At 58.5% G+C, this 16,635-nt stretch carries 13 protein-coding genes; 1 reads left to right on the top strand and 12 read right to left on the bottom strand.

Features of this window, described 5'->3' with window-relative positions; translation table 11 throughout:
- Positions 1-59: 59 nt before the first annotated feature.
- From IEX40_RS17000 to glaH, 4 genes are all read right to left on the bottom strand, one after another.
- Entirely contained in the window at positions 60-1,073 is a 1,014-nt protein-coding gene (locus IEX40_RS17000; protein ID WP_373286489.1) for a TRAP transporter substrate-binding protein, read from the bottom strand.
- 532 nt (positions 1,074-1,605) lie between these two features.
- Positions 1,606-3,051 carry an NAD-dependent succinate-semialdehyde dehydrogenase gene (locus IEX40_RS16995; RefSeq protein ID WP_188750454.1) on the bottom strand — a complete coding sequence of 482 codons (1,446 nt, stop codon included), beginning with the start codon at positions 3,049-3,051 and terminating at the stop codon, positions 1,606-1,608.
- 144 nt (positions 3,052-3,195) lie between these two features.
- Positions 3,196-4,395 carry an L-2-hydroxyglutarate dehydrogenase gene (gene lhgD / locus IEX40_RS16990; RefSeq protein WP_188750452.1) on the bottom strand — a complete coding sequence of 400 codons (1,200 nt, stop codon included), beginning with the start codon at positions 4,393-4,395 and terminating at the stop codon, positions 3,196-3,198.
- Between the two features lie 134 nt (positions 4,396-4,529).
- Positions 4,530-5,498 carry a glutarate dioxygenase GlaH gene (gene glaH, locus IEX40_RS16985; protein ID WP_188750450.1) on the bottom strand — a complete coding sequence of 323 codons (969 nt, stop codon included), beginning with the start codon at positions 5,496-5,498 and terminating at the stop codon, positions 4,530-4,532.
- A gap of 161 nt (positions 5,499-5,659) precedes the next feature.
- On the opposite strand from glaH, the gene csiR reads away from it, so the two are divergent.
- A complete protein-coding gene (gene csiR / locus IEX40_RS16980; RefSeq protein WP_188750448.1) occupies positions 5,660-6,358 on the top strand; it encodes a DNA-binding transcriptional regulator CsiR in 699 nt (232 codons plus the stop codon).
- Here the strand turns inward: csiR and IEX40_RS16975 are convergent.
- From IEX40_RS16975 to IEX40_RS16940, 8 genes are all read right to left on the bottom strand, one after another.
- Complete coding sequence (locus IEX40_RS16975; protein WP_188750446.1) at positions 6,342-7,643, bottom strand: HD-GYP domain-containing protein; 1,302 nt, start codon at positions 7,641-7,643, stop codon at positions 6,342-6,344. The two genes, csiR and IEX40_RS16975, sit on opposite strands and share 17 nt — an antisense overlap.
- 169 nt (positions 7,644-7,812) lie before the next feature.
- On the bottom strand, positions 7,813-8,211 hold the full coding sequence (locus tag IEX40_RS16970) for a hypothetical protein (protein ID WP_188750444.1): 399 nt from the start codon (positions 8,209-8,211) through the stop codon (positions 7,813-7,815).
- Positions 8,212-8,214: 3 nt separating this feature from the next.
- Positions 8,215-9,030 (bottom strand): alpha/beta fold hydrolase, encoded by an 816-nt coding sequence (locus IEX40_RS16965; protein ID WP_188750441.1) that lies wholly within the window; start codon positions 9,028-9,030, stop codon positions 8,215-8,217.
- The gene (locus tag IEX40_RS16960) at positions 9,020-10,642 is read right to left on the bottom strand and encodes an ABC transporter transmembrane domain-containing protein (RefSeq protein WP_188750439.1); all 1,623 of its coding nucleotides are present in this window, start codon (positions 10,640-10,642) and stop codon (positions 9,020-9,022) included. Before IEX40_RS16960 ends, IEX40_RS16965 begins: the two co-directional genes overlap by 11 nt.
- 13 nt (positions 10,643-10,655) lie before the next feature.
- Positions 10,656-11,714, bottom strand: coding sequence for a P-loop NTPase family protein (locus IEX40_RS16955; protein ID WP_188750437.1), 1,059 nt, complete (start codon positions 11,712-11,714; stop codon positions 10,656-10,658).
- A 43-nt stretch (positions 11,715-11,757) separates the two neighbouring features.
- Complete coding sequence (locus IEX40_RS16950; RefSeq protein WP_188750435.1) at positions 11,758-12,396, bottom strand: hypothetical protein; 639 nt, start codon at positions 12,394-12,396, stop codon at positions 11,758-11,760.
- Between the two features lie 308 nt (positions 12,397-12,704).
- The gene (aptA, locus tag IEX40_RS16945) at positions 12,705-14,018 is read right to left on the bottom strand and encodes an omega-aminotransferase AptA (RefSeq protein ID WP_188750433.1); all 1,314 of its coding nucleotides are present in this window, start codon (positions 14,016-14,018) and stop codon (positions 12,705-12,707) included.
- A gap of 258 nt (positions 14,019-14,276) precedes the next feature.
- A complete protein-coding gene (locus IEX40_RS16940) occupies positions 14,277-16,364 on the bottom strand; it encodes a TonB-dependent receptor family protein (RefSeq protein ID WP_188750431.1) in 2,088 nt (695 codons plus the stop codon).
- Positions 16,365-16,635: the final 271 nt, after the last annotated feature.

Here is a 16,635-nt window from a genome sequence, read left to right as displayed (position 1 = left end):
TCCATCCGTGTAAGCTGAAAGGGGGGCGGATGACTATCCGCCCCGGTCACTGCACTGGCTCAGTTGGCATCCTGCTTGAGCACATCGATCAGGCGAGCACTAAACGGCCCCTCTTTCGAATACTCGTCCCACAGGCCGGCACCGGCTGTTTTCCAGGCTTCGCGGTCGGCGGCGCTCGGTTCCGGGCTCCACTCCATACCCTTGGCCTGCATATCGGACACGGCTTGGGCTTCCCAGGCGCGGGACTTGGTCAACTGATCCTGAGCATGTACCGCGGTAGCAGCACGCACGACCGCCTGCAGATCTTCCGGCAGTTGATCCCAGGCTTTCTGGTTGACGATCACCGGCAACACCTGAGCGCCGGCCAGCGGCAGACGGTACATGTACTTGGCAACTTCAACGTGGTTACCGTCGCGGTGGTCGATCAGGTTGGAACCGATGGAGCCGTCGATGACGCCGGTGGACAGCGCGGTGTAGATCTCACCCCAGGTCAGGTTGACCGGAGAAGCACCCAGGTTACGTAGGAACTTGCCGTACGCGCCCGGCGCACGGATCTTCAGCCCCTTGAAATCTTCGATGGAGTTGATCGGCTTTTTGGTGATGATGTAGACCGGCGGCTGAATGTAGGGCTCCAGGTTCTGGATGCCGTAGGAGGCGTAGGCTTCATCCAGGATATCGCCGAAGCCCTTCTCGTAGAACAGATCCATCAACTCACCAACGTCGGCGGTGCCGCCCGGCAGGCCGACTTCGACGATACCGGCCGGCATCTCACCGGCGTGCATCGGCTGGAAAGGCGCGCCCATGGTGATCAGGCCGGATTTAACCGCACCGAAAATACCGTTGGTGCTGACACCTTCATCGGCGTACATCATCTTCACCGCGATGCGGCCGCCGGACATCTTCTCGATATTGTCCGCCATCCCCTGATACACCTCACCGAACGCGGTACCGCGGCTGTAGAGGTTGGCAAAGCGCCAGTTAAACTCGGCGGCAGCCGCGCTGGTTACCGATCCGGCTGCCAGTGACAGCACCATTGCACCTGCGGCAACCGTGCGTGAAAACTTTTCCACCATGCTTTTCATGTGTTCGGTCTCTCCATTTAGTTAGTTATCGAGCAGGTCCTCGGATGGGGAGCCGGGCCCGCTTTGAGACAGTCAGATGACAGCCTTTGATCGACTATCTCAAAGGGCCGAGGGACGATAAACAGCGCCAGCCACACGTTCACATTGAGGCCGATCAAACAAATTCAATATGCCCAAGGGGGTATTTTCAGTGAAACGCGAGCGCGCACAGATCAGGTGCAAAAAGGCACCGAAATCTACCACTAAAAATACGGAATACATACAATTGATCGTTATTTTTTTCTAAAGGCAGATATTTTTACTACTTTGGTAGAAGTTTTTTAAAAAATCATCTAACTCAAAATCTGCGAGACAAAACAAACTGAATTTTGCGTCTCCCTGCGTTTTTTTCATTGCCGATCCGGCTGCGTATCGAAAAAATATTCTCCGCTCTCGATTCCGCACTTCATCCAGCCATTACTCGAAAACTGCAGGCATAAAAAAACCGCCCGATCTGCGGGCGGCTTTCAATACGGCGACAGGGTCAGATGCCGCCCATGCAGAGGTATTTGATCTCCAGATAGTCTTCGATGCCGTGACGTGAGCCTTCACGTCCGGTACCCGACTCTTTGACGCCACCAAAGGGCGCCACCTCATTGGACAGGATGCACTCGTTGATGCCGACCATGCCGTATTCCAGACCTTCGGCGACGCGCCAGCAACGGCCGATATCACGCGAGTAGAAGTAGGCTGCCAGACCGAACGGCGTGGCGTTGGCACGTTCGATCACCTCCTCCTCGTCGTCGAACACGAACAGGGTCGAGATCGGGCCGAACAGCTCCTGGTTGGCGATCGCCATGCTCTCATCGATGCCGCCGAGCAGGGTCGGCTGGTAGAACAGCTCCCCCACTTCGGAGCGCGCACCACCGAGCAGCAGCTGCGCGCCTTCGCCCACGGCATGGCTGACGACCTGCTCGACACGCTCGATCGCCTTGCGGTTGATCAGCGGACCGATCTCGACCCCCTCCTGATCACCAGGCCCCACCTTCAGTGCAGCGACCAGCTCACTGAATTTGGCAACAAACTGCTCCATCACGCTGCGCTGGACGTAGACACGGTTGGTACAGACACAGGTCTGACCGGCGTTGCGGTACTTGGATATCAGCACGCCTTTCACTGCAGCATCCAGGTCCGCGTCGTCGAACACGATGAACGGGGCGTTGCCGCCCAGCTCCAGCGACACCTTTTTCACCGTATCGGCGGCCTGATGCAGGATATGCTTGCCGACCGGTGTCGAGCCGGTAAAGGAGACTTTTCGCACCAGCGGATGCGAGGTCAGCGTATCGCCAACGGCGATCGGGTCGGCGGTGGTGACCATATTGATCACTCCGGCCGGGAAGCCTGCCTCCTCGGCCAGCGCCATCAGCGCCAGCGCACACAACGGTGTGTCCTCCGCTGGCTTGAGCACCACGGTACAACCGGCGGCCAAGGCCGGCGCCACCTTGCGGGTGATCATCGCCACCGGAAAGTTCCACGGCGTAATCGCCGCCACCACACCCACCGGCTGACGTATGGTGACCAGGCGCGATGTCGGCGAGGGTGAGGGGATCTGCTCGCCATAGGTGCGCTTGGCCTCTTCGCCGAACCACTCGGCAAAGGAGGCGCCGTAGGCTACCTCACCGCGCGATTCGGCCAGCGGCTTGCCCTGCTCCGCCGTCATCAGCTGGGCCAGAGCCTCTTGATTGTCCATGATCAGTTCATACCAGCGACGCAGCAGCTGGGCGCGGGACTTGGCGGTGGTCTTCTTCCAGCTGTCAAAAGCACGATCTGCGGCTTCGACCGCCGCCGCCGCTTCCTCGGCACTCATATCCGGCACATCAGCCAGGTGTTCACCGGTGGCCGGGTTGGTCACGGCCAGCGTCTTGCCGGAGGCAGCGCTGACCCACTGGCCGTCAACATAGGCCTGGGTACGGATAATTGTGCTCTGCATAGATATCTCTCTGTATGGGTTACCGCCGGCAGTCTAGCGCTGCCACTTTACCCCATACTAGCACCGGCACCACCAGCCACAGGTACAGGGGTATAAACGTTCAGTTTCATTCGGCTCAAACTTATTCCGCAGTGCTGGGCTGACTCAAACCAGGTCAAACTGCGTGGTCGCCTCGGCAATGATATAACGCCCGATCGGCAGCGCCGATGTCGCCGCCGGCGAGGGCGCATTGCAGACGTTGATAGTGCGCGCGGTCTTCACGAATAGGAAGTCATCCACCAGCTTGCCATCCCGCGACACCGCCTGCGCCCTTACGCCGGCCGGATAAGGGGTCAGGTCGGCCTTGGTCAGGCTGGGGCAGTACTTCTGCACCTCCTTCAGATAGCCGCTCTTGAACAGGGAGTTCTTCAACTCCACCAGACCGGGCTTGAGGTTTTTGTACAGCACCCTGCGAATGCCCGGGTAGCCCAGGGTTTCCAGGCTATCCTTCAGCGAAATATCGGTCTTGTTGTAGCCCTCGCGCTTCCATGCCAGCACGGCGTTGGGACCGACAGTTACCGTACCATCGATCATCCGTGTCAGATGCACGCCGAGGAACGGCATCGAGGGGTCCGGTATTGGATAGATCAGGTGATTAACAATCTGGTTGTGTTTCGACGGCAGCAGATAGTATTCGCCGCGGAAGGGGCAGATGCGGAATTCAGGCTCCAAGCCCAGCATCCGCACCACACGATCCGCCATCAGGCCGGAGCAGGAGATCAGGTAGCGGGCCTGGAACTCACCTTGTGTGGTCTGTGCACGCACCTCGGTCGCGGTCTCCCTCAGCCCGGTGACTTCGGTAGCGTAGCGGATCTCGCCGCCCTTCTCGATAAACCTGCGCGCCATCGCCTCGGTCACTTCGCGGTAGTTCACGATACCGCTGGAGGGTACGAAAATGCCACCGATACCGGTGATATTGGGTTCCCGCTCATGTAACTCGCCAGCGCTGAGCCAGTAGCGTTCGAGACCGTTGGCCTCGGTACGCTCCCACAGCGCCTTCATGCGCTCCAGCTCCAGCTCGTTGGTCGCCACCAGCAGCTTGCCACACTCGTCGTAACGGATACCGTTTTGTTGGCAGAACTCCTTTGTGTTGCGGTTACCCTCGAGACAGAACCTGGCCTTCAGGCTGCCCGGCGTGTAGTAGACACCGGCATGGATAACGCCCGAGTTGTGCCCGGTCTGATGCTGGGCGGCGGAGGTCTCCTTCTCCAGCACCAGCACCCTCTTGTCCGGATAGCGATCGAGCAACTGCATGGCGGTGGACATGCCGATGATGCCGCCACCGATAATCAGAAAATCGTACATACTGTCCTCTTCGCCGCTCCCGCGCATCCATGCGCCCGCGGCATACCTTACATCCTGTACATAAAAACCACCGGCATCGCTGCCGGTGGCTTAGGGATGATATCGCGAGTTAACGCCCAGGGTTAGCCGTCCGTTTACTGCTGCGGATTGCGCAGGGTTTTAGCGTGGCTAAAGTAGCCGCGCTGACGCATCAGCTCACGGCGCAGCCCTGGGTGCGCGGTGAACTTGTCGCGACCGTGCAGCCAGAAGTGGTTATTGATCAGCAGGAAGCTGCCCACCGGCACCGGTACCGACAGGATTGCCTGGCTGCCCTCCAGCGACTCGGACAGATCGGTCAGCCAGTTACCCTCTTCATCATCTTTCGGCTGCACGAACTGATCGATGTAGGACATGATCGGCTTGCCGCTGCGGTCGATATCGAATACCGAGTGGAACACATCCTTGCGGGTGTTCTTGCTCGGCGGCGCTGACCAGCGCATCTCGCGGTAAGCCAGCGGATTGGAGCTGAAGCTGTCCAGATCCTCCCAGTCATCCAGGTGGAGCAGCAGGGAGTTGCCACCAACCATGTTCTGCTCGTCGATCTTCAGCATCAGCACGTAGTCGGTGTCCTGCTCGACGAAGGTGCCGTCGTTGTGCAGCTCCATGACCCGGTGCGCCTGGCGCAGGTAGCTGTCAGAGCTGTCCTGGTTCTGGACCACGAAGCGGGCGTAATACTGGCCGCTCATCGCGTCATAGTTGGAACGGCCAAACAGGTGCGCCACGGCGGTGGTGAAGCGCACCATATCCTCGGCCTGCTCCACACTGTCCAGCCCCTCCGGCGTGATCAACAACGCGCCGGTGTCCCGGTTGACCAAGGTTTCGACCAACAGCGGCTGCAGCTGATTCGCGCACAGTTCGTTCAGGATCTTACCGACCCGGAAGCGCAGCATCGACTTGTACTCCAGCGCCTGCACCGGCCAATCGGCAATTGCCTCGAGGAAGGCGCTGACAACGCTGCGCTCGAAACGCACTTCCAGCAGACGTGGACTGAGGGCAGAGGGACTCAGGGTAAAGCCACAATCAGCAACTTCGGCGGATTCGATCTTCTCGGCTACAAGGGACATGACAGGACCTCTTTTCCAGTACTCGGACTCAAACAGAATTAATATTTATGTTTTGCAAAAATATCTACATTTTATAAAAACGTCAACAGATAATCATTTTTGCGGCATTATCTCGACAGTCGCTATAATCGCCCTTCCGTGCAAACCGAGGCTGTCACTGGATGAGCGATAAAGAGGGAAAGAGCAACCTGGCGGATATCGCCTATGGACTGCTCAAGCGCGATATCACCGAGGGGGCGTTTATCCCCGGCGACAAATTGCTGATGAGTGCGTTGCGCGAGCGCTATGAGATCGGCGCGGGCCCGATGCGCGAAGCGTTGTCACGATTGGTCGCAGAGCGGCTGGTCACCGCCGAGAGCCAGAAAGGGTTCCGTGTCGCGCCGATGTCGATCGAGGAGCTCAAGGATATCTACTTCGCCCGCGCGCAACTGGAAGCGATGATCACCGAGCTGGCGGTGGCGCGTGGTGACGAGAGCTGGGAGGCGGGGGTGATCGCCAGCGCCCATACCCTGTCAAAAGTGACCGAGGTGCACAGCGCCGAAGAGATGCTGGGACTCTGGGACAGCCGGCACAAGGCGTTTCATCTGGCGATCGCCAAGGGCTGCGGTTCGGCCAAGTTGCTTGAGCTGCGCCTGACCATGCTTGAGCAGGCGGAGCGCTACCGCCAGCTTTGGCTGCGGCAGACGGTATTCTCTGCCGCGGCGCTGGAGACCAAACGCGACGAGCATCGCCAACTGGTCGACGTCCTGCTGTCGGGCGACAGCACCAAGGCACGCAGGATGATGTTCGAGCATATGATGAATCCGGTGCCGATCATCTCTGAGATCATGGCGACACGCGGACTTACGCGCGGGGAGTGATTCTGCCGCCGTTATCGCAGGAGAAATCGATATAGGGCTGGTTGAACGCGGCATCATTGCCCCGGGCGATCTCGAAACACTCCGCCGCGTGGCACTTGACCAGCTCTACCACCTCGATATCAACGCGCCGACTAACCGCCATCTCGTCCAGTACATCCAGCACGGCGGATAGTTCCAATCCCTCTCTATACGGACGCTGCTGTACCAGTGCCTGAAAGATATCCGCCACGGCGATGATACGCGCCTCGATACTCAGGTCCTTCTCATGCGGATGAAAAGGATATCCCCCGCCGTTTACCCCTTCGTGGTGATAGGCCGCCCACCGGGCCAGATCTCCCAACCCCTTGATATGACGCAGTATCTCGTAGGTTTCGAAGCTGTGCTGATGCATGATCGCACGCTCTGTAGCACTTAATGGCCCCGCCTTTTCCAGTATCCGGTCCGGGGTATGCAGTTTGCCCAGATCATGCAGCAGGGCGGCAATTTCTATCTTGTCGCACTGCACCTGCGACAGACCGTGATTATGCGCCAGGTATTTCGACAGATCGGCCACCCGCAGCGAATGTTCGGTGGTAAATGGGCTCTTCTGATCGACGATATAGGCCAGGATCATCGACAGCTGTTTGATCTGCTGCAAGGTCAACGGCTGTTGCCGCTCCAGGTTGCCCATATCCCAGATATAACGGGTGATATGGCGATCCTCCAGCGCAATCCAGAACGCCTCGTGACGCTGGACAAGTGCGAACGCGTCAACGAACTCGGGACTGAAGTAACTGCCAGAATAACGGCGGATCGAAGCCAGGATCTCATCCCGTTGAAGCAGGATATCCACCCCGTAGTGGGGATAGGCGATCACGTCGATACGATCGGCCAGAAAGACCAGATTCGCCATCCATGCATCCCGATCCGCTACATCAAGACTGGGAAAATCCGCCCAGTGCGTGTGGTGGTGTAGCACCGGCAGCGCAAATGCGGCCAGCGGTTTAAAGGAACTCAGCAGGCGATAGCCAATCTCGCAGTGGATATGCGCCTCATCCCAGTCGAAGTGATTAACCAGGCCGGCGTGCATCTGCTCAGTGGAGACGCCGCAATCATGAATCAGCCCCAGTTCGAACAGATACTCCAGATCCTGCTCGCCATAGCCAAGTTCCTGCCCTAGCTGACTGGCGATAAACGCCACCCGCTTGCCGTGATTGGTATCGTTCATGCCGACCAGGGACACGGCGGTTTCGATCGCGATAATCATCTGGCGCAGATCAACACTGAGCACTGATCCTGACCGCATCTACCCGTCGCCTCCTATCGATAAAGCCCTCAATCTCACGGATAGAACCACCCGCTCCAATCCCCTGCTCAGGCCATAGAGACTGCGGGTCAGCAGGAACGCGTGTCACACCCTACAGTTTAAAGGTAGCCAATGGCGCTGCCTTTCACCCACCATTGCAGCGAGCGTGTTAAAGATACCGTCCATCCAGAAACTGCCGATAACGCAGGATCTTGACCCACTGATCCCCTTCCAGTCGATATTTATAGTAGCGGTCGCCCTCCCGAAATACGGGACGACAGGAGAAATCCTTATCCTCCATGCTCAGGCAGATCTGGTTATCATCGCTGATTTTCCAACGACCCTCTCGTGATTCCCAATAACGCACCTGTTCTACCCGTCCATCCGGGTAGTAATAACTGAAACTCGTTGCTCCGGAAGAAAGGCTGTAGGACTCGACCGTTTTTCCAACAAAAAGCGCCCTGAGTTCATCCCCGGTCAGCTGCGTCTTCTCAATCTGAGGCTTGATCTGACAACCCGCCAATATGCCCAGTGCCATAGCGCCCCCCAGCATTTTCGCCCACATCATCCCCTATCTCCCATGGCTTTGTATGAATTGTTCTATTGTCGGTAACATCAACCCGCTTTGCGCACACGCGTCAAAATCATGCGCAAGCCCCGGCATCAGATGCAGTAACGCATGGTTTGCCATACCGAGTTCGGAACGTCGGATGTTGATATGCTCGATCCAGCTTTCGATCCGCTCGATTCGGTTGTACCCCTGGCAACGGTCCAGACGATCGCTCTTACGCAACGAGGCATCTCGCTGGCAGTCTTGGCCCCCGACCAGGCCGAGTACCGGCAACCTTATCAACTCTTCGCTGCGAGGCGTGCCCAGCCACTGCGGCCAACTCTTCAGTCCGTACGGATACGCAATGTCCGAACTGGGCAAGGTGTACCAACCAGCACTGCACGCACTCAAGGTCGCGATACGTTCGGGGTACAGGTAGGCGTATCGATGAGCGAACTGCGCACCGCCGGAATAGCCGAACAGATGTATTTTCAGTTCGGACAGCCTTCGCGCCGTCTGCCACGTCAGCAGCAACATACTGAATGCCAGATCGGCCCTGCGCTGACCCGGCTTGGCAGCCAGCCTCTGGTAGTTGGGGAAACGATCGCTGTCGAAAAGTGGTGCAATCAAGCAGATTCCGAGACGCTCCGCCATGGAGCGAAAAGCGGCTGCCTGGCTACGGTAGTTGCGTGATATGCCGTGCACCGCAACCAGTATTCGCTCCGGACGCAGCTCCTCTGTTGGTCTGTAGATCAAACAGTTTAACGACTGCGCCGCGGTCAAGGTCAACTCGCCCATTTCACCGGGTGCTGGCAGAGTCAGATACTCAGACGACATCTCCCGCCTCCGTCTCAAGGTAGGCGGCCGGCAACCTCAATTGTCGAACGCTGAAACCGCGATCTGCCGTTAACTGCCAGTACTGGGTACAGTGCGGCTGCAACTCCGCGAGGTTACTACATAACAGGACGCCACCTCGATATCGCTTCAGCACCCCGATGAGAGTATCCAGAATCTCTCGATCCAGATGAGCTTCGTGGCTGTCGATCAGCAGGTAGCGCGGGCGCCGCAACATGGCACGCGCCAGCATAAGCCGGTATCGGTTACTGCTGGAAAGATTCGCGCCCCGCTCGATAAGCGCCGTATCAGGGCTCAATTCGGTTTCGATAGCGCGCTCCAGTCCGCAAAGTCGAAGCACTTCAGCATAGTACGCCTCATCGTATCGGCGGCGTCCGTAAAACAGGTTGCTATGGACGGTTCCTCTCAGCAGCGGAAGATCATTGCTCACCAACGCAACGGCCTTACTCCAGGCCCTGGGATCGATCTTACGTTGAGCAACACCGCCCAGCTCTACACCACCTTCAGTGCCGGACTCCAGCCCGGCCAGCAAACGCAACAATGTGGTTTTGCCACTGCCACCTGGACCGCTCAAAAGCACACGATCCTGAGTATCGAAGGAAGCCTCTATCGGCATCAGCCGCCCGGGGATAGCAACACCGGCAAGCGTCAGTGGTGCACTATCGCTACGCCTTACGCTCCCATTCCTTTTGCTACTCGGCTGGAGCTTCATCGACAGGAAATGCTCAAGCTTGTCGGTGGCCACTTTGTTCAGTGTCCACAATTCGTAGATACGACTTAAGCGTCTTAAATTGGCAAGCAGGTAGATCGCGGCGATCAACATCAGTGAAAAATCCGCTTGCGCCATGATCGACCGGGATACGAGCAGCTGACCCGATAGCACCAGAATCACCAGCGTAATCAACACCAATGCTTCATTGGCTCCGCGGAGCATGCCCGAAACCCGAGCACGCCGATTCAGCGCATCACGCAGGCGTCCACCCTGGCGCTGGAAGCGACGACTCTCGCGGCCCAGTTGATTGAACGAACGTATAACGTCTATCGCCGCCAGTTTTTCGGTCACATTGCGGATCAGGTGCGTGCGCTTGAGCCGTGCCGTTTCCGATATCTGGTACAACCTTCGACCCAGCATATAGTTAACGCACACGGCTAACAGCAAAGGCAGGATAACCGATACCGCGAGGCTCCAATGCAGAAATGCCAGGCCGATCAGCGATGCGATCAACCAAGTGCCCAGTACCACCATCGGCGCTATACCCTGTACGATCCAGTTACGGATCGCGCCCATGTCGCCGGTCAGCCTTAACAACGTGCCGCCTTTGGTAATTCTCGCGTTGTGGCGAGAGGGTAGACGCAGGGCATGAGCCAGCACAATTTGCCGCAGCTCCTGAACATAGTCCTGAGCCATGACCTCCGCTGCATAACGCTCGACGAAACGCCCACAGGCCAGCACGACCAGCGCCAGCAGAATACCCAATAGCGGATAGGCGAGATCGGACATCGGCTCGGCACCGCCCAGCTTACGCGTGAGCGTAACCAGTGCAGCCAGCGCAGCGGAGAGCATGAGGCCACTGCAGATCAGCAGACTGAGCAATCGGACTCTGAGATTACTCGCAAGCACCGAGGGCAACATCACCACCTCTGAACAGCGGAGCCAACACCGTTTGTATCACGTCTGAGGACTGCAACTGATCTGGCGTAAAAACCGGTAATGCCGTCGCCGCAACCACCTCCCGACAGGCGACCGGAGAGCGTGTCAGCGCACCGCTGATCGCGAGAACAGGCAGCCCCGCCATCGCTACCCGTTGAGCCACATAGGCTGCCGAAGACGCATTATCTCCGGCAATCAATACGCCCTCGAAACGGCTAACGAAGTCAGGACTGGCAATTAACGCCGACGTTTCCGGCTGCAACACCCCATCGGCAATCTCGACCACCATCACGTCGGCCCTGTGCTGCAACGCGCGCTGTTCGATTCTCGACAGAATCTCTAGGATCTGCGCCGGCGTCGTACCCACCGTCGAGGCGAACCCCGCATCGACAAAGTCTGCAACGTCAACGGCACCGGCATCGTGCATTCTCCAGTAATCTGGGCCGGCACCGGTACCGGTCAATTTAGCTCCCTGTACGCGGTATCCGGCGTTCGTCAGTCCCCTGATAGCGGCGCAGGCCGTGGTAGTTTTTCCGGCATCCATATCGCTGCCCAAAACCATCACTGCGGGTAAGGCAGCACCGCGGATGGAAGCTGCCGCTGGAAGACGCTGAAACCGTTTTAGGTTTAGTGGAACCCCCTCAATGTCGGCCAATATACCCTCTATAAACAGGTCCGTTGCCGGCTTCACTTGTGCATTGCGATCGGATACGCCAGCCGCTATCCCCCCAGCAGCGACCAGCTGACAGTCACCAAGGCCAGTCGGAAGCTCCGCGCGGTATTGTGCAGTGGAATACCTGGGCGCCGCCGCCAATATCAACCGGTCTCCCGTATACAACCAGACACGCCTGCCGTAGACATCCTCCAGACGCGCGTGCTGGCGTATTCGCTCGACACGGGCGACGACCAGATCCCCTGCGGCAGGCGCTTCGCCGCAAAACCTCGCCGCCAATGACAGATCGACATTGCGCGTAATGAAAGCACGTTTAGCATCAGAGACCAGATTCGAGATCACCGCTCTCTCCTGTTTGTGAACTTCTGGTTGTGAACTACTCGCTTCAGTTACGAAGCGTTTTGACGAGATCGGCTATGCGTTGATAACTCGCCTCTTGCGGAGACAAAAGATACTGCAGACGCGTCACTTTGGTCCCTTTTCTCGGGCGCGACAGGATCTCCTTGACCACAATCCCGAGCTCAGGTGCGTAACTGATTTCCCGCTGCTCCTTGAGTTTTACCGCGCCACCAGAAGAGGAACCAAAGCGCGAGCAGCTGAACAGCTGGACCGCCCAGTTTGTTTCCATCAACGATTCCTGCCCAGTTCCCTCATAGTTGCAGCGCCATCGGCGTTGATCACTACTCCCATCGCTTTTCATGCGATCGATGGTAAAGGTGACGGACTGCTGGTCGCCGAACGGTACAAGTTGCGCGGCATCTCCCGAAACGACGCGGCGCGTATACCCGCCCCTCTCAGCGGGAAAACGGCGATACTCCAAGGTCGGTAAATAGGGCAGATAGGATTCTTTGTACAGCCGTTTCCGCGCACTTTCCCACAGCGTCCAGTCCGGCCCGTTTTGAACCAGCTTTTTAACCTGTCCATTCGAATAGATCGCCACGGAACCGAGCGGGAGCTCGTCTGCGTACAGCTGAGTTGTCATCGACAGGACGATACCTGCAAATACAAAGGTTGAGAGTTTCACGCTGCTATTTCCCTCTGTTTTAGTCAAAGGCTAGCACTCAAAGACTTAAGAGTTTCTTAAATTAACCACAAGGAATGTAGTACAACCACTGAACCCTATACTCTTTTGCCGCCCGAAGGCTAGTTCGAAGCGGCAGTCCCTCTGAATTCGAGCCCCAATCGTCTCTGTGCGCTGACGGATATGGCTGATCAAGACCCGCAGTGGCAGGCATAAAAAAACCGGACCTTCCTGCGGCAGAAGGTCCGGCAATGCACGATACCTAAATCGTACTGGGGTGATGAGGGCAAATAGGCCTCAGGTACTCACTTTCAAGCAAACATCTCGCGGGCGATGGCACTCAGCGTCTCGACAATCTGGTCGATATGCTCCTTCTCGATAATCAGTGGTGGCGAGAAGGCGATGATGTCGCCGACGGCCCGTACCGACATCCCCTTCTCGTAGCAGCGCTGCATGATCTTCGGACCAACCAGCGAGCCGTCCGGCGCAGCGAACTGTACGGCACCGATCAGGCCGTAGTTGCGCACGTCAACGATGCCCGGCTCGCCCTGCAACGAATGCAGCGACTCCTGCCAGTAGGCACCGATCTCGCCACCGGCGCGCTCGAGCAGCCCCTCTTCGTCATAGATATCCATGGTCGCAAGGCCAGCGGCACAGGCGATCGGATGCGCCGAGTAGGTGTAGCCGTGGAAGAACTCGATCGCGCCTTCCGGCGCTGCGTTGATCACGGTGTCACAGATCTCGTCACGTACGAATACAGCGCCCAGCGGCACGGTGCCGTTGGTGATCCCCTTGGCGGAGGTGATCATATCCGGCTCCACTTCAAAGCGGTTGGACGCAAAGGAAGCACCGAGGCGCCCCCAACCGGTGATCACCTCGTCAAAGATCAGCAGCACGTCGTGCTTGGTGCAGAGTTCACGCAGCTTCTTCAGATATCCGATGGGCGGCAGCACGACACCACCGGCACCGGAGATCGGCTCGACGATCACCGCGGCGATGCTGTCCGGATCGTGGAACTGCAGCAGGTTCGCCAGTTCATCAGCCTTCTCGATACCCTGTTCCGGCAACCCCTTGCTGAAAGCGTTACGCTGCAGGTCCAGGGTGTGCGGCAGATGGTCCGCCGGCAGCAAAGGTCCAAAGCCCTTGCGGTTCGGGGTCAGGCCACCAACGGAGATACCGCCGAAGTTGACGCCGTGATACGCCTTCTCGCGGCCAATGAAACGGTACTTGCCCTTCTTGCCGCGGGCGTTCTGGTAGGCCAGCGCGATCTTCAGCGCACTTTCCACCGCTTCAGAGCCTGAGTTGGTGAAGAACACGCGGTTCAGATTGTCCGGGGTATATTTCACCAGACGCTCGGCGAACTCGAAGCCAATATCGTGACCCAGGTTGAACGGCGAGCTGTAATCCAGCTTCATCGCCTGCTGCGCGATGGCATCGGCAATCTTCTGGCGACCGTGGCCGGCGTTGACACACCAGAGACCGCCGGTGGCGTCGAGGATCTTGCGTCCGTCGTCGGCGTATAACCAGATACCTTCGGCCCGCTCGATGATGCGCGGCGCCGCTTTAAACGCCCTGTTCGCCGTAAACGGCATCCAGAAATGATCCATGCTCGTGTAGTTCTTCATCGTACAAACCTGTGTTGCGGTGTTGGGTATTGTGACTCAGCTGCCATCAAGTCTAGGTCCGGAACCCGTGCATGGAAAATGCTGACGAATAAAAGCCCAGGTTTAAGTCGATCAAACTTTCATGACGGATACCGCGGACGGTCACAAGGGATTACCAGGGGCCGAGCAGCGTAGCGGAGCCGGTCCGATTGCGCTGCCCAGGCAGATGAAGGCCCGGCGTCCCTGCCGGTCAGTCCGTACTCCTGTGCGGTGAAGGGGTCAGAAGCCCATCGACAATTCGAGGTAGGCGGTGCGCGGTGCGCCGATATCGATACCGGCGCCGTAGGGCTGGTCCGGGCCGGTCAGGCTGTAGTACTCCTGGTCGAGCAGGTTCTTCACCCCGAACGCAACGTGCGTATCGTCACCCATGCCGGGAATACGGTAGTCGGCGCGTGCGTTCCAGATCATGTAGCCGGGCATATGGCCGCGGAAGTAAGTATCGTCGACCACGGTAAGCGAGTCGGTGTTCTCGTTGTCGGTGTACTGGCTGGATTGGGCGTAGCCCTCCAGGTTGTAGGTCCAGTCGCCGCGGCGGTACTGCGCACCCAGGTTGGCGGTCCAGTTGGAGTAGTAGGGCAGTTCGTTGCCCTTCAGGTCACCCTCCTTGAACTCGGCATGGGTGTAGGCCAGGTTGCCGTGCAGGTTCAGGTTGGTGGTCAGGTCGTAGGCCAGCGCCATCTCGACCCCGTAGTGCTCAGTCTCGCCGCGGTTGACGTGGTGGCCGAGGGCGTCGCTCCACTGCAGCTTGTTCTCGAAGTCGATATGGAACAGGGTCAACTCGGCGCCCAGGCGACCGCTGTTGTAGCGTCCGCCCAGCTCGACGGTGTGGGCGATCTCCGGCTCCAGGTTGTTGTCGGTGGAGTCGGACAGCTGCAGGTGCTGCAGCGTGCCGAACGAGGTGTTGTAGTTGGCGAACAGCAGAGTCGACGGTGACAGCTCGTAACCGGCGCTGAGCGAGGGCAAAACCTCGGTGTAGTTCTCCTCGTTGCGGAAATCGTTGGCGACGTTGGAGCGCACCAGGCTGTGGCGGAACACCTCCACATCCTCCACGCGCACACCCGGGGTCAGGGTCCAGTCGCCGAAGCCGATGCGATCATCCAGGTAGAGTGCGTGGGCCTCGGTGCCCGCCTTGTCCAAAGTGCGCAGTACGCCGGTGACCGTCTTCGGCGAACTGCCGACGGCGAAGTTGTTCCAGCGGTAGCGGTTCAGGTCGGCCTCCTCCTTGATGTAACGATAGCCGACGGAGAACTCATGAGAGACGTTGTCGCCTTCGAACAGCTGGGTGTAGCGCGGCTCGATGCCGTAGACGTCGTACTCCCTACCCCACTCGTCGTAGCGCTGGCGGGCATCGGGGTTGAACTGCAGGCCGTACAGACGGTAGGTGTTGGCGTAGAAGCCCTGGATCTGAAACTCCTGGGTGTCACTGAGGAAATTGGTGTAGCGCAGGCGCGCCTCGGTACGATCACCGTCGAAGTGGTTGTAGTCGTAGCGCGACTGGTAGGGATCGGCGTCGAACTCGGCCTTGTTGAGGCCGCCAGGCAGTTCGGTCTCGGCGTTGAAGTAGCGCAGGTGACCATCCAGCTTTTCGTCGTCGTTGAGCCAGGTCTCCGCCTTCAGCATCAGGTCGTCGATATCTTCATCCGAATTTTCCCGGAAGCTACTGCCGTGGCTGCCGGAATAGAGCAGCGCCAGACCGGTGTCTTCGCTGACATGACCACCGTAGAAGGCATTGACCTGGCCACGGATATCACCCTCGCCGTCGCCGGTGGCACCTTCGCCACGCAGGGAGATGCGTCCCTTGGTCTCCTGCGGAATGGCCGGGGTGACGAAGTTGATGATACCGCCGACGTTCTGCGGTCCGTAGCGCACCGAGCTGCCGCCCTTGACCACGTCGATCGCCTCCAGGTTACCCAGGGCAACCGGCGCGATGGAGAGCTGCGGCTGACCGTAGGGGGCAAAGGAGAGCGGCATGCCATCCATCAGAATGGTGGACTTTTCGGAGAAACGGGCCTTGAGGCCGCGCACGCCGACGCTGAGGGCGTGGTTGCCGCCGTAGCTCTCGGACTGGCCCAGCACCTGCACACCAGGGATCTTGCGCAGCGCCTCGGCAGTGCTGGATGCGCCTGCCTCATCGACGTCCTCCTTGCTCAGACGGTAACGCGCGCCGGGAAACTCGCGCACCGTGTTCTCGTCCGCCTCGCCGAGCCAGTCGCCGACCACTGCGAGCGGTGCCAGGGTCGCGCTCTGCGACTGCTGCGCCTCCGTTTCTGCCCAAGCCTGGGGCGCCATAACACCGAGGATCGCCATATACAGGGCACCATGACGGAGACACTGGCTTGAACGGTGCCGCTGCCCTGAGTCTGTACCGAACCCGGGCCGGGATGGGGGGATACTATTCACTACTAGCTGCTCCTATATGCATACATAAATACTAATCATTATCATTTACATAAAGAGCAAGACGTAGAAGTGTTGCGATACCCAACCCTGTTTCGAAAAAAATCCTTAAACAGACGAAATGAAGTAGAGATTCCGAGCACCGCGCAACGCCGCTCACGAATCCCGCAGCAGGTTGTTC

The organism is Marinobacterium zhoushanense (assembly GCF_014641945.1).
GTDB classification, from domain to species: domain Bacteria; phylum Pseudomonadota; class Gammaproteobacteria; order Pseudomonadales; family Balneatricaceae; genus Marinobacterium_D; species Marinobacterium_D zhoushanense.
The sequence above is the reverse complement of the archived record's forward strand: the minus strand, read 5'-3'. Positions and strand labels throughout refer to the sequence as shown.